Origin of the sequence: Klebsiella sp. 28 (assembly GCF_018223905.1) — a bacterium.
Lineage (GTDB): Bacteria > Pseudomonadota > Gammaproteobacteria > Enterobacterales > Enterobacteriaceae > Klebsiella > Klebsiella pneumoniae.
In genome coordinates this window covers 81,900-96,113 of record NZ_JAGRQY010000050.1, presented here as the reverse complement: position 1 = coordinate 96,113, position 14,214 = coordinate 81,900, and the positions used below count along the sequence as shown (strand labels likewise).

General features: G+C 60.9%; 12 protein-coding genes. 10 read left to right on the top strand and 2 right to left on the bottom strand.

Annotation, left to right across the window (positions count from 1 at the left end; genetic code table 11):
• The 8 genes from KHQ28_RS09520 to sseB all read left to right on the top strand — a co-directional run.
• A partial coding sequence (locus KHQ28_RS09520) for an iron-sulfur cluster assembly scaffold protein (protein ID WP_211777594.1) occupies nt 1-244 on the top strand: 244 nt, incomplete at its 5' end.
• A gap of 17 nt (nt 245-261) precedes the next feature.
• Nucleotides 262-585, top strand: coding sequence for an iron-sulfur cluster assembly protein IscA (gene iscA / locus KHQ28_RS09515; protein WP_002913979.1), 324 nt, complete (start codon nt 262-264; stop codon nt 583-585).
• A gap of 74 nt (nt 586-659) precedes the next feature.
• Nucleotides 660-1,175: a co-chaperone HscB gene (hscB, locus tag KHQ28_RS09510; RefSeq protein ID WP_004174835.1), complete on the top strand. Its 516-nt coding sequence runs from the start codon at nt 660-662 to the stop codon at nt 1,173-1,175.
• A 15-nt stretch (nt 1,176-1,190) separates the two neighbouring features.
• Nucleotides 1,191-3,041, top strand: coding sequence for a Fe-S protein assembly chaperone HscA (hscA, locus tag KHQ28_RS09505; RefSeq protein WP_032418499.1), 1,851 nt, complete (start codon nt 1,191-1,193; stop codon nt 3,039-3,041).
• Between the two features lies 1 nt (nt 3,042).
• Nucleotides 3,043-3,378, top strand: coding sequence for an ISC system 2Fe-2S type ferredoxin (gene fdx / locus KHQ28_RS09500; RefSeq protein WP_002913956.1), 336 nt, complete (start codon nt 3,043-3,045; stop codon nt 3,376-3,378).
• Between the two features lies 1 nt (nt 3,379).
• A complete protein-coding gene (gene iscX, locus KHQ28_RS09495; RefSeq protein ID WP_002913954.1) occupies nt 3,380-3,580 on the top strand; it encodes a Fe-S cluster assembly protein IscX in 201 nt (66 codons plus the stop codon).
• 70 nt (nt 3,581-3,650) lie between these two features.
• Nucleotides 3,651-4,937 (top strand): aminopeptidase PepB, encoded by a 1,287-nt coding sequence (pepB, locus tag KHQ28_RS09490; RefSeq protein WP_002913953.1) that lies wholly within the window; start codon nt 3,651-3,653, stop codon nt 4,935-4,937.
• Nucleotides 4,938-5,035: 98 nt separating this feature from the next.
• Nucleotides 5,036-5,812, top strand: a complete 777-nt coding sequence (gene sseB, locus KHQ28_RS09485; RefSeq protein WP_002913952.1) for an enhanced serine sensitivity protein SseB — start codon at nt 5,036-5,038, stop codon at nt 5,810-5,812.
• Nucleotides 5,813-5,881: 69 nt separating this feature from the next.
• Here sseB and KHQ28_RS09480 read toward each other — a convergent pair whose 3' ends face one another.
• Nucleotides 5,882-6,724, bottom strand: coding sequence for a hypothetical protein (locus KHQ28_RS09480; RefSeq protein ID WP_032418500.1), 843 nt, complete (start codon nt 6,722-6,724; stop codon nt 5,882-5,884).
• Nucleotides 6,725-6,950: 226 nt separating this feature from the next.
• A complete protein-coding gene (sseA, locus tag KHQ28_RS09475) occupies nt 6,951-7,808 on the bottom strand; it encodes a 3-mercaptopyruvate sulfurtransferase (protein ID WP_002913950.1) in 858 nt (285 codons plus the stop codon).
• Nucleotides 7,809-8,013: 205 nt separating this feature from the next.
• Here sseA and KHQ28_RS09470 point away from each other — a divergent pair, with 205 nt between their 5' ends.
• Entirely contained in the window at nt 8,014-12,963 is a 4,950-nt protein-coding gene (locus KHQ28_RS09470) for an alpha-2-macroglobulin (protein ID WP_032418501.1), read from the top strand.
• Nucleotides 12,964-14,214 (top strand): penicillin-binding protein 1C (gene pbpC / locus KHQ28_RS29175; RefSeq protein ID WP_228298269.1); only part of this gene is annotated, 1,251 nt, incomplete at its 3' end. It abuts the gene before it with no gap.

Here is a 14,214-nt window from a genome sequence, read left to right as displayed (position 1 = left end):
CAATGAAGGTATCATTGAAGACGCGCGCTTCAAGACCTACGGCTGCGGTTCCGCTATCGCTTCCAGCTCCCTGGTTACCGAGTGGGTGAAGGGCAAATCGCTGGACGAAGCGCAGGCGATCAAGAACACCGATATCGCCGATGAACTGGAACTGCCGCCGGTGAAAATCCACTGCTCGATCCTGGCGGAAGACGCGATTAAAGCCGCGATTGCGGATTACAAAAGCAAACGTGAAGCAAAATAATTAGTTGAGGTTTTGTTATGTCGATTACTCTTAGCGACAGTGCAGCAGCGCGAGTCAATGCCTTCCTGGCGAACCGCGGTAAAGGGTTTGGCCTGCGCCTGGGCGTAAGAACCTCCGGCTGCTCGGGTATGGCCTATGTACTGGAGTTTGTTGACGAGCCGGCGGCTGAAGACACCGTGTTTGAAGACAAAGGCGTGAAGGTCGTGATCGACGGCAAAAGTCTGCAATTCCTCGACGGCACTCAGCTGGACTTCGTCAAAGAAGGCCTCAACGAAGGGTTCAAATTCACTAACCCTAACGTCAAAGATGAGTGCGGCTGCGGCGAAAGCTTTAACGTATAATCGGTACTCCTCAACCCCACCGCGGTCACGCCGCGCGTGGGGTTTTAATTTAGATGCATGACCCTGAGGTTACTATGGACTATTTCACCCTCTTCGGGTTACCAGCCAGCTATACCCTCTCGCTTGAACAACTGGCTGTCCGGTATCAGGATCTGCAGCGCCAGTACCATCCGGATAAATTTGCCAGCGCGCCTGCGGCGGAACAGCTTGCGGCGGTTCAGCATTCCGCCACTATAAACCAGGCCTGGCAGACGCTGCGCCATCCGCTGACTCGCGCAGAATATCTCCTTTCGCTGCATGGCTTCGATCTGGCCAGCGAGCAGCATACCGTTCGCGATACCGCGTTCCTGATGGAACAGCTGGAATTGCGCGAAGAGCTGGATGAGATCGGCCAGGCGAAAGACGACGCGCGGCTGGAAGGTTTTATCAAACGGGTGAAAGCGCTGTTTGATACCCGTCAGCAGCTGATGGTTGACCAATTGCATAATGAGAGCTGGGAGGCGGCGGCGGACACGGTTCGTAAGCTCCGTTTCCTCGATAAACTGCGCAGCAGTGCTGAAGAACTCGAAGAAAAACTGCTCGATTTTTAATTTTCGGAAGCAATTATGGCCTTATTACAAATTAGTGAGCCCGGCCTGAGCGCCGCGCCGCACCAGCGTCGTCTGGCGGCCGGTATCGACCTGGGCACCACCAATTCTCTGGTGGCTACCGTGCGTAGCGGCCAGGCCGAGACTCTGCCCGATCATCAAGGCCGCTATCTGCTGCCGTCGGTGGTGAACTACCACGCTTCGGGGCTGACCGTCGGCTATGACGCCCGGCTTAACGCCGCTCAGGATCCTGCCAATACCATCAGCTCCGTGAAGCGGATGATGGGGCGCTCCCTCGCCGATATTCAAAACCGTTACCCGCATCTGCCGTATCAGCTGCAGGCCAGTGAAAACGGCCTGCCGATGATCCAGACGGCCGGCGGCCTGCTGAACCCGATTCGCGTCTCCGCCGATATCCTCAAAGCGCTGGCCGCCCGGGCGACCGAAGCGCTGGCCGGCGAACTCGACGGCGTGGTCATTACCGTTCCCGCTTACTTCGATGACGCTCAGCGCCAGGGAACCAAAGACGCGGCGCGTCTGGCGGGCCTGCACGTGCTGCGCCTGCTCAATGAGCCGACCGCGGCGGCTATTGCCTACGGCCTCGACTCCGGCCAGGAAGGGGTGATTGCGGTCTACGATCTCGGCGGCGGCACCTTTGATATCTCCATTCTGCGTTTAAGCCGCGGGGTGTTTGAAGTGCTGGCCACCGGCGGCGACTCGGCTCTCGGCGGCGATGATTTCGATCACCTGCTGGCTGACTACCTGCGCGAGCAGGCGGGCTTCAGCGACCGCAGCGATAACCGTCTGCAGCGTGAGCTGCTGGATGCCGCCATCGCGGCGAAAATCGCCTTGAGCGATGCCGAGGCAGCGCACGTCGAGGTCGGCGGCTGGCAGGGCGATATCACCCACAGCCAGTTTAACGATCTGATTGCCCCGCTGGTAAAACGTACCCTGATGGCCTGCCGTCGGGCGCTAAAAGACGCTGGCGTTGAAGCGCAAGAAGTGCTGGAAGTGGTGATGGTCGGCGGTTCGACCCGCGTGCCGCTGGTGCGTGAGCGCGTTGGCGAGTTCTTCGGTCGCACTCCGCTGACCTCCATTGACCCGGACAAAGTTGTCGCCATCGGCGCGGCGATCCAGGCCGATATCCTGGTGGGCAACAAGCCGGACAGCGAACTGCTGCTGCTCGACGTTATCCCGCTGTCGTTAGGCCTGGAAACCATGGGCGGCCTGGTGGAGAAAGTGATCCCGCGTAATACCACCATTCCGGTGGCCCGGGCGCAGGAGTTTACCACCTTCAAAGATGGCCAGACGGCGATGTCCATTCACGTGATGCAGGGCGAGCGTGAGCTGGTCCAGGATTGCCGTTCGCTGGCGCGCTTTGCGCTGCGCGGTATCCCGGCGCTGCCGGCGGGCGGGGCGCATATTCGCGTTACCTTCCAGGTGGATGCCGATGGCCTGCTGAGCGTTACGGCGATGGAAAAATCGACCGGCGTGGAAGCCTCCATCCAGGTGAAACCGTCTTACGGTCTGACCGATGGCGAAATCGCCACCATGATTAAAGATTCGATGAGCTACGCCGAACAGGATATTCAGGCGCGCATGCTGGCTGAACAGAAAGTGGAAGCCGCGCGCGTACTGGAGAGCCTGACAAGCGCGCTGGCCGCCGACGCCGCGCTGTTAAGCGCCGCGGAGCGTCAGGCCATCGATGCCGCTGCGGAGCACGTACGCGCCGCCGCGGCAGGCGACGACGCTGACGCGATTAAAGAAGCGATTAAAAATATCGACACACAAACCCAGGAATTCGCCGCTCGCCGTATGGATCAGTCGGTCCGTATCGCGCTGAAAGGCCAATCCGTGGACGAGGTTTAAAATGCCAAAAATTGTATTTCTGCCCCACCAGGACCTGTGTCCGGATGGCATCGTTGTGGAAGCTGAGACCGGTGAAACCATTCTCGATGCCGCGCTGCGTAGCGGTATCGAAATTGAACACGCGTGCGAAAAATCCTGTGCCTGCACCACCTGCCACTGCATCGTGCGTGAAGGTTTTGACTCGCTGGCGGAAAGTAGCGAAGATGAAGACGACATGCTGGATAAAGCCTGGGGGCTGGAACCTGACAGCCGTCTGAGCTGCCAGGCGCGCGTCACCGACGAAGATCTGGTCGTTGAGATCCCGCGTTACACTATCAATCACGCACGCGAGCACTAATATGGCACTGAAATGGACCGACAGCCGTGAAATCGGCGAAGCGCTGTACGACGCTTACCCGGATCTCGACCCGAAAACCGTTCGCTTTACCGACATGCATCAGTGGATTTGCGATTTGGAAGAGTTTGATGATGATCCAAACGCATCCAATGAAAAAATTCTCGAGGCGATTCTGCTAGTCTGGCTAGACGAGGCCGAATAATTTCGCGTTAAGCGAAAACATTTTAACGGGCTGCCATAGGGTGGCCCGTTTGCTAAGAAGGATAATGATAATGACCGAAGCTATGAAGATTACGCTTTCTACTCAGCCAGCCGATGGACGCTGGGGAGAAAAAGCGACCTGGAGCATCAATAACGACGGCATCGCTCTACATCTCAACGGTAAAGACGACCTCGGGCTTATCCAGCGCGCGGCGCGCAAAATTGACGGCATGGGCATCAAGCACGTCGCCCTGAGCGGCGAAGGCTGGAACACCGATCGCGCCTGGGCCTTTTGGGCCGGCTATAAAGGGCCGAAAGGTCAGCGTCAGGTCGAATGGCCATCCCTTGACGACGCGCAGCGCAGCGAGCTGGATAACCGCCTGACGATCATCGACTGGGTGCGCGACACCATCAATGCGCCGGCGGAAGAGCTGGGTCCGGAGCAGCTGGCGCAGCGCGCTGTCGACCTGCTGTGCGGCGTGGCGGGTGAGAAGATTAGCTATCGCATCACCAAAGGCGAAGATCTGCGCGAGCAGGGCTATCTTGGTCTGCATACCGTGGGCCGCGGCTCCGAGCGTCCGCCGGTCCTGCTGGCGCTGGACTATAACCCGACCGGCGATAAAGAGGCGCCGGTATACGCCTGCCTGGTGGGCAAAGGCATCACCTTTGATTCCGGCGGCTACAGCATCAAGCAAAGCGCCTTTATGGATTCGATGAAATCCGATATGGGCGGTGCGGCGACTATCACCGGCGCGCTGGCTTTCGCCATTACCCGCGGTCTGAACAAACGCGTGAAGCTCTACCTGTGCTGCGCCGACAACCTGATCAGCGGTAACGCCTTCAAACTGGGCGATATTATTCATTATCGCAACGGCAAAACCGTTGAAGTTATGAACACTGACGCGGAAGGCCGCCTGGTGCTGGCGGATGGCCTGATTGACGCCTCGGCGCAGAAGCCAGAGCTGATCATCGACGCCGCCACCCTGACCGGCGCGGCGAAAACCGCGTTGGGCAATGATTACCACGCGCTGTTCAGCTTTGACGATGCGCTGGCGAATCGCCTGCTGGCGAGCGCTCAGGCGGAAAACGAAGCCTTCTGGCGTCTGCCGCTGGCCGAGTTCCACCGCAACCAGCTGCCGTCCAACTTTGCTGACCTGAACAACACCGGTAGCGCGGCCTATCCGGCTGGCGCCAGCACCGCGGCGGGCTTCCTGTCCCACTTCGTGGAAAACTACCATCAGGGTTGGCTGCATATCGACTGTTCGGCAACCTACCGCAAATCTGCCGTTGAGCAGTGGTCGGCGGGCGCCACCGGGCTTGGCGTGCGTACCATTGCTAACCTGCTGACAGCTGAGTAATGGCCTTGCCGGGTGGCGCTGCGCTTACCCGGCCAGGAAAACCATATGCCCGCGTGGACGAATGGCCGCCGGGCAATTCATTGTGAAGTAGCCAAACTATGTCAGATACAAAAAATGAATTAGAAACCCTGCTGGAAAAAGCGGCGACTGAGCCCGCCCATCGTCCGGCATTTTTCAGCGCGCTGCTGGAGGCCACCGTCTGGGTGCCGGGCAGGGCAGCCGATGGCGAGCAGATTGTCGAAGATAGCGCGCTGGATCTGCAGCATTGGGAAAAAGACGACGGTACCTCGGTGATCCCATTCTTTACCTCGCTGGAGGCGCTGCAGCAGGCGGTGGCGGATGAACAGGCTTTCGTGATGATGCCGGCCCGCACGCTGATGGCGATGACGCTGGGCGAATCGTTATTCCTCAACCCGAAGCTGCCGAGCGGCAAAGAGTTCACCCCACGGGAAATCAGCCATCTGTTAGGCGAAGAGGGCAGCCCACTGAGCACCCAGACGGTACTGGAAGGCGGCGAAGCGCTGCTGCTGTCTGAAGTCGCCGAACCGCCGGCGCAGATGGTCGATTCGCTGACCACGTTGTTCAAAACGCTGAAGACCGTCAAGCGGGCGTTTCTGTGCTCGATTAAAGAGCGCGCCGACGCGCCGGCCAACTTATTGATCGGGATTGAAGCGGAAGGAGATATTGAAGCCATTATCCAGACCACCGGCAGCGTGGCCACCGATACCTTGCCAGGCGACGAACCTATCGATATTTGCCAGGTGGTGGAAGGCGAGAAGGGCATCAGCCATTTTATGATTGCCCATATCACGCCGTTCTATGAAAAGCGCTGGGGCAGCTTCCTGCGCGATTTTAAGCAGAACCGCATTATCTGACAGCGGGGGCGGCAGCCCCCGCTGTTTCTTTCTGCTTCCAGTCGAGGCACAAAAGCGGGGTGGCAAAAGCTAATGCAGGGCGGCAAAGATTCGCGGATAGGCAGACACCATGTGATAGAGGAGAAATCCCGTCACGCACAGTGTGACAATGCCGTTGAAGAGCGCCATATCCCCGCGCCAGGCCCGGCACCTCTCTTCGCCCAGCAGAGAACGTAGCGCTGCCACCAGCCCGCCGACCAGCATAAACGCCAGTAACACCCCTGCCATTTGCGCGATAACAATGTACCAGCCCAGCGGCGTATTCACGCCCCGGGCGCTCATCAGCGCGATCTGCGCCGGCAAAATCGTCTGGAACCCGAGGGTAAGTATCATGAGAAGACGCAGGTCCGCCAGCTGAGCGTCGAACGTGCGGGCCAGGCGCCGGGCGTCACGCAGGAGCAGCACCCCTGACGCCACCGCCGCGGCAACGCTGATGTGCTGGAGAATAAAAATATATAACGCCAGGGTTCCGGATGGGACCCGGGACAAAAAGAACAGATTGCAAAAGACAATGACCAGCAGGCCAAATTTTGTGACCCAGGCACGGAATACCTCGCCGGGCCAGCGACGGCTTGACGCTGGGTTATGCATCATCCACGCGGCAAGGGTCGACTTACCGTAACCGGGCGCGAGCAGCACCATCAGAAAACCCAGCAGCGCCTGGTGACCATAGGTGATCAGTGGGACCTCTTCCAGAGTGACCCCGAGAAAGCGGGTATACACGGAGACTGGCGCAGGCACCAGGCTTAGCCATGTCCGGTTCCATTGCGGCCAAAAATAAAGGATCGCGCCGCCTGCCAGCAGGCCAGCTATACCTCCCAGCCAGGGAAGGCGCGGTGAATAAGCCGAATGTGGGTTAGAGACTAATGCCATTTTCACTCCTTGTGGTGACATCAGATTGGGATGGACTGGATGCGCTATCAGCCCTGAGGAATTCTGTACCAGTGCTCTGCCTCCTCATCAGGCAAAGCGAACTCGACAGGTACAAGCCCTGCGGCAGCACAGAGTAACCGGTTTAGCGAGAAGCAGAAGAAAGTGGGAGAGAAAATCAGAAATTATTTAGTGACCGCGGAACAGGAGGCCCGCGGTCACGCCGTGTTTACGGAGCGGCAGGGGCCGGTTCAATCGGCAGATCGCTCCGCGCGCCCCATTCGCTCCAGGAGCCGTCATACAGGCAGACGCCGTTCACGCCAAGCGTGGTGAGCGCCAGCACGACCACCGCCGCCGTCACCCCCGAGCCGCAGCTGGCGATGATCGGCCGTTCAAAATCGACACCCTGACGTAAAAAGATGTCGTTCAGCTCGTCAACGGTTTTCAGTTCGCCGTTAATCACCAGATCCGTCCACGGTACGTTCAGCGCGCCGGGGATATGCCCGCGGCGCAGGCCCGGGCGCGGTTCGTCGGCCTGGCCGTTAAACCGGGCCGCCGGACGGGCATCGACAATCTGCGCCGATCCTTCATGGCTGACCAACAGGACGTCGGTCAGACGCTTAATTTGTTGAGGATCGAACCGCACGTCGAATTCCCCTTCGGCCACCTCCGGCATCCCTTGTTCCAGCGGCAGTTCGTCGCGCCGCCAGCCCTCCAGCCCGCCGGCCAGAATTGACACCTTCTCTACGCCAAAGGTGCGCAGCATCCACCACGCGCGCGGGGCGGAAAACAGATTGCCTTCGTCATAGACCACCAGATGCTTATCGCTGCAGACGCCCAGTTCGCGCATGGCGACGGCAAACGCTTCGGCCCGCGGCATCATATGCGGCAGCGGACTGGTGTGGTCGGATAGCGCCTCGATATCGAAAAACAGCGCGTTCGGCACATGGCCGGCGCGGTATTCCGCGGCCATATCCCGCAGGGCCTCCTGCCCGGCGGGCGCCATGCGGGCGTCGATAATCTGAATTTCCGGGTCATCAATATGTTCTGCCAGCCAGTCGGCAGCGACAAAAAACGAGGTGGACATAGGTGCCTCCGTTTTATTATTCATGACTGAATTGTCGGCGTTTTAGCTGGCGCTGACAAGTTAAGGACGCCAGAGTGGGGACGGCGTCACGGCACTTTTCTGATTAATCGGCAGAAACCCGCTTCGTCACTGTTGAGAAGCGCCGCCATAACGCATAATAAATGTGACAAATTGCATCAGGCTCATCGGCCGAGGGGTTAGAAGGATGAAACCATTTCGTTTAGCGGCGCTATCACTGGCGCTCCTTACCGCATTTTCATTAACCGGGTGTGATGACAGCGGTACACCGCAGGCCTCGGCCCCGGCGCCAGCCGCGGATAGCAACCCAGGCGCGACGGCAAAACCGGACCGCGCCCAGCTGGCGGCGCTGGCGGAAAAAAGCCAGGGTAAAGCGCTGACGCTCCTCGACGCCTCGGAGGTGCAACTGGATGGCGCCGCGACCCTGGTGCTGACGTTTTCCGTCCCGCTGCAGCCGGACCAGGATTTCTCGCGCAGCGTGCATCTGGTCGACAAGAAAAGCGGTAAGGTGGACGGTGCCTGGGAGCTGGCGCCGAATCTGAAAGAGCTGCGTCTGCGTCACCTTGAGCCAAAGCGCGAGCTGATTGTCTCGGTCGACCCGACGCTGACCGCCCTGAACAAGGCGACGCTCGATAAACCGTTTGAGAAGACCCTGACCACCCGCGATATCGCACCGAGCGTTGGGTTTGCCAGCCGCGGCTCGCTGCTGCCGGGCAATGTGGTCGCCGGGCTGCCGGTGATGGCGCTTAACGTCGATAATGTCGACGTTAATTTCTTCCGCATTAAGCCGGAATCGCTCTCCGCCTTTGTCAGTCAGTGGGAATACCGTAACTCGTTAAGCAACTGGGAATCTGATGAACTGCTGAAGATGGCGGATCTGGTCTACAGCGGCCGCTTCGATCTCAACCCGGCGCGTAATACTCGCGAAAAGCTGCTGCTGCCGCTGAGCGACATCAAGCCGCTCCAGCAGCCTGGCGTCTACGTGGCGGTCATGAACCCGGCGGGCCGTTATAGCTACAGCAACGCGGCGACGCTGTTTACCCTCAGCGATATCGGCGTCTCGGCGCATCGCTACCATAACCGGCTGGACGTTTTTACCCAGAGTCTGGAAAACGGCGCCGCCCAGTCGGGCATTGAGGTGCAGTTGCTCAATGCCAAAGGGCAGACCCTGGCGGAAGCGAAAAGCGACAGCCAGGGCCACGTCACCCTGCAAACCGATAAAGAAGCCGCGCTGCTGCTGGCGCGCAAAGAGGGGCAGACCACGCTGCTCGACCTCAAGCTGCCGGCGCTGGATCTGGCGGAATTCTCTATCGCAGGCGCGCCCGGCTTTAGCAAACAGTTCTTTATGTTTGGCCCGCGCGATCTCTATCGTCCCGGCGAAACGGTGATCCTTAATGCGCTGTTGCGCGATAGCGACGGCAAGCCGCTGGCGGAGCAGCCGGTGAAACTGGAGGTGGTTCAGCCGGACGGCCAGGTGATCCGCTCGGTGATGAGTAAACCAGTGAATGGCCTGTACCAGTTTACTTATCCGCTCGACAGCGGCGCGGCTACCGGCATGTGGCACATTCGCGCCAGCGCCGGCGACAACCAGCCGCGCGAATGGGATTTCCACGTTGAAGACTTTATGCCGGAACGCATGGCCCTGAACCTGACGCCGCAGGCCGCGCCAGTCGCGCCGGATGCCGACGTTACCTTTGGCGTTAGCGGCGCTTATCTCTACGGCGCGCCGGCCAGCGGCAACCAGCTGCAGGGCAAGCTGTTCCTGCGCCCGCTGCGCGACGCCGTCGCTGCGCTGCCGGGCTTCCAGTTCGGCGATATTGTGGAAGAAAACCTCTCCCGTAGTCTGGATGAAGTCCAGCTGACGCTGGACGAAAAAGGCCATGGCGAAGTGACTACCTCAAGCCAGTGGCAGGATAGCCATTCGCCGCTGCAGGTGGTGCTGCAGGCCAGCCTGTTGGAATCCGGCGGTCGCCCGGTGACCCGTACGGTTAAGCAGCCGATCTGGCCCGCCGAGGCGCTGCCGGGGATCCGCCCGCAATTTACGCTGAAGGACGTTTACGATTACCGCACCGATACCACCGTCAAACAGCCGGTGGTGGATGAAAACAGTAACGCCGCGTTTGATATCGTCTATGCCGACGTCAAAGGCGAGAAAAAAGCGATCTCCGGTCTCCAGGTGCGGCTGATCCGCGAGCGGCGCGACTACTACTGGAACTGGTCCGACAGCGAAGGCTGGCAGTCGCAGTTCGATCAAAAAGATCTGCAGGAGGGCGAGGAGTCGCTGGACCTGCAGGCCGGCCAGATCGGCAAAGTGAGCTTCCCGGTGGAGTGGGGATCCTATCGCCTGGAGGTGAAAGGACCGGACGACGTGGTCAGCAGCGTGCGCTTCTGGGCGGGCTACAGCTGGCAGGATAACAGCGAAGGCGCCGGCGCGGCGCGTCCTGACCGGGTCACCATGAAGCTGGATAAACCGAGCTATAAACCGGGCGACACCATCAGGCTGCACATCGCCGCCCCGGCGGCGGGTAAAGGCTACGCAATGGTGGAATCCAGCGAAGGGCCGCTGTGGTGGCAGGAAATTGACGTCCCGGCGGAGGGGATGGACCTGTCGATCCCGGTGGATAAAACCTGGAATCGCCACGACCTCTACCTCAGCACGCTGGTGGTTCGTCCCGGCGATAAATCCCGCTCGGCGACGCCGAAACGCGCGGTGGGCCTGCTGCATCTGCCGCTGGGCGATGAAAACCGTCGCCTGACGCTGGCGCTGGAGGCCCCGGACAAAATGCGCCCCAACCAGCCGCTGACGGTGAAAGTGAAAGCCAGCGTCAAAGAGGGCGAGGCGCCGAAACGGGTCAACGTCCTGCTCTCGGCGGTGGATAGCGGAGTACTGAATATCACCGATTACGCTACCCCGGATCCGTGGAACGCCTTCTTTGGCCAGAAGCGTTACGGCGCAGATATCTATGACATCTACGGCCAGGTGATCGAAGGGCAGGGACGTGTGGCCAGCCTGCGCTTCGGCGGCGATGGCGACGAGTTAAAACGCGGCGGCAAACCGCCGGTCAACCACGTGACGATCGTCGCCCAGCAGGCGCAGCCGGTGGTATTGAACGATCAGGGCGAAGGCACGGTGACGTTACCCATTGGCGATTTTAACGGCGAGCTGCGGGTGATGGCCCAGGCGTGGACGGCGGATGACTTCGGCAGCAGCGAAGATAAAGTGGTGGTGGCCGCCCCGGTCATCGCCGAACTGAACACCCCGCGCTTCCTCGCCAGCGGCGATACCACACGGCTGGCGCTGGATCTCAGCAATCTGACCGACAAACCGCAAACCCTGCAGGTACATCTTACCGCCAGCGGGCTGGTGACCTTGACCGATGGCCAACTGCCGCCGGTACAGCTGGCGCCGGGGGCGCGCAGCACGCTGTTTATACCAGTGAGCGCGCTGGCGGGCTTCGGCGATGGTCAGGTTAATGCCACCATCAGCGGCCTGAGCCTGCCGGGCGAAACCTTCGCCCCGCTGCAAAAACAGTGGAAAATCGGCGTGCGTCCGGCGTACCCGGCACAGACCGTCAACAGCGGTGCAGTGCTGCAGCCAGGTGAAAGCTGGCAGCCGCCGGCGGCGCAGAGCCAGGGCTTTGCCCCGCAAACGCTGCAGGGCCAACTGCTGCTCAGCGGTAAACCACCGTTGAATCTCGCCCGCTATATCCGCGAGCTGAAAGCCTATCCTTACGGCTGCCTTGAGCAGACCGCCAGCGGCCTGTTCCCGTCCCTGTATACCAGCGCGGCGCAGCTAAAGGCGCTGGGCATTAGCGGGGACAGCGACGAAAAACGCCGCGCGGCCATCGATGTCGGTATTTCACGCCTGCTGCAGATGCAGCTGGAAAACGGCGGCTTTGCGCTATGGGATAGAGAGGGGCCGGAAGAGTACTGGCTGACCGCCTACGCCATGGACTTCCTCGTGCGCGCCAGCGAGCAGGGCTATAGCGTACCGGTCAACGCCATTAATAAAGGCAACGAGCGCCTGCTGCGCTATCTGCAGGAGCCGGGCCTGATGACCGTGCGCTACAGCGACGACGCCCAGGCCAGCCGCTTTGCCGCCCAGGCATACGCCGCGCTGGTGCTGGCGCGTCAGCAAAAAGCGCCGCTCGGCGCCTTGCGTGAAATCTGGAGCCGTCACGACCAGGCGCGATCCGGCTTGCCGCTGCTGCAGCTCGGCATTGCGCTGAAAACCATGGGCGATGCGCCGCGCGGCGACGCCGCCCTGAAGCTGGCGGTTGCCACCCCGCGCCAGGATGAGAATCGTTGGCTGGGCGATTACGGTAGCCCGCTGCGCGATAACGCCCTGAAGCTGGCGCTGCTGGAAGAGAATAAGCTGCTGCCGGAGGTGCAAAATCAGCTGTTGAGCACGCTGTCGGAAGAGGCCTATGGCCAGCGCTGGCTGTCGACCCAGGAAACCAACGCCTTGTTCCTTGCCGGACGTACGCTGGCGGACCTGCCGGGCAGCTGGCAGGCGCAAACCTCGCTGCAGGCGGAGCCGCTGGCCGGCGACAAAGCGCAAACCCGCAATCTCGACGGCGATCGGCTGGCGGCGCTGCAGGTGAGTAATACCGGCAGTCAGCCGCTGTGGCTGCGTCTCGACAGCAGCGGCTATCCGCAAAGCGCGCCGCAGCCGGGCGGTAACGTCCTGGGGATTGAACGCACTATTTTCGATACCCAGGGGCAGCAGAAATCGCTGTCTTCACTGCGCAGCGGCGAACTGGTGCTCGTCAAGCTGGAGGTGACCGCCAAACGCAACGTGCCTGACGCGCTGGTGGTTGATCTGTTGCCAGCCGGTCTGGAGCTGGAAAACCAGAATCTGGCCAACAGCAGCGCCAGCCTGCAGGAGAATGGCGACGCGGTGCAAAACCTGCTTAACCAGATGCAGCAGGCGGATATTCAGCATATCGAGTTCCGCGATGACCGTTTCGTCGCTGCCTTCGCTGTCAATGAAGGCCAGCCGGTGACGCTGGTCTATCTGGCGCGGGCGGTGACGCCGGGCACTTATCAGGTCCCGCAGCCGCAGGTGGAATCGATGTATGCGCCGCAGTGGCGGGCGACAGGAGCGGCCAGCGGTCCGCTCACCGTGACGCCGTAAATGCGCGTATTGCCTCGGGTAAAACGCCGCTGGCGCTGGCTGGCGGCGTTTATTTTTCTGCTGTGGCTGGCGGTGCTGGCGGCCGATCGCCTGTGGTCGCTGCCGCTGCATGACGTCACGCCTGCCCGTGTGGTGGTGGCGGAAGACGGGACGCCGCTGTGGCGGTTTGCCGACGCGCAGGGCGTCTGGCGTTATCCGGTCACGCTCGCCGACGTGTCGCCGCGCTATCTGCAGGCGCTCATCCAGTATGAAGACCGCTGGTTCTGGCGCCATCCGGGGGTCAATCCCTTCGCGGTGCTGCGCGCCGCCTGGCAGGATCTTACTTCCGGGCGAGTTATCTCGGGCGGCAGCACGCTTACCATGCAGGTGGCACGCCTGCTTGATCCCCATCCACGCACCTTCGGCGGCAAGCTGCGCCAGCTGTGGCGGGCGCTGCAGCTGGAGTGGCATCTGTCAAAAAGCGACATTCTAACCCTCTATTTGAACCGCGCGCCGTTTGGCGGCACCCTGCAGGGGATCGGCGCGGCCAGCTGGGCCTATCTCGGTAAGCCGCCTGCCCGGCTTAGCTACGGCGAGGCGGCGCTGCTGGCGGTACTTCCCCAGGCGCCCAGTCGTTTACGTCCGGACCGCTGGCCGCAGCGGTCCCAGGCGGCGCGTGATAAAGTGCTTACGCGAATGGTCAGCCAGGGCGTCTGGCCGGAGCAGGCGGTAAAGGAAGCGATGGAGGAGCCAGTATGGCTGTTTCCGCGCCAGATGCCGCAGCTGGCGCCGCTTTTTTCACGCCGCGCGCTGGCGACCAGTCGTGATGAAAAGGTGGTGACGACTCTGGATGCCGGACTGCAGCGGCAACTGGAAGATCTGGCGCTGAACTGGAAATCGCGCCTGCCGCCGCGCAGTTCGCTGGCGATGGTCGTCGTCGACCACACGGATATGAAAGTTCGCGGTTGGGTGGGCTCGGCGGATATCACCGACGACAGCCGCTTCGGCCATATTGATATGGTCTCGGCGGTACGCTCGCCGGGGTCGGTGCTGAAACCCTTTATCTACGCGATGGCAATGGATGAGGGGCTGATTCATCCGGCATCGCTATTACAGGATGTGCCAAGGCGTTTTAGCGATTATCGCCCCGGTAATTTCGACAGCGGGTTTCATGGCCCGGTGAGCGCCAGCGAGGCTCTGGTGCGTTCGTTGAATCTGCCGGCGGTGCAGGTGCTCGAAGCCTATGGACCAAAACGCTTTGCGGCTAATTTA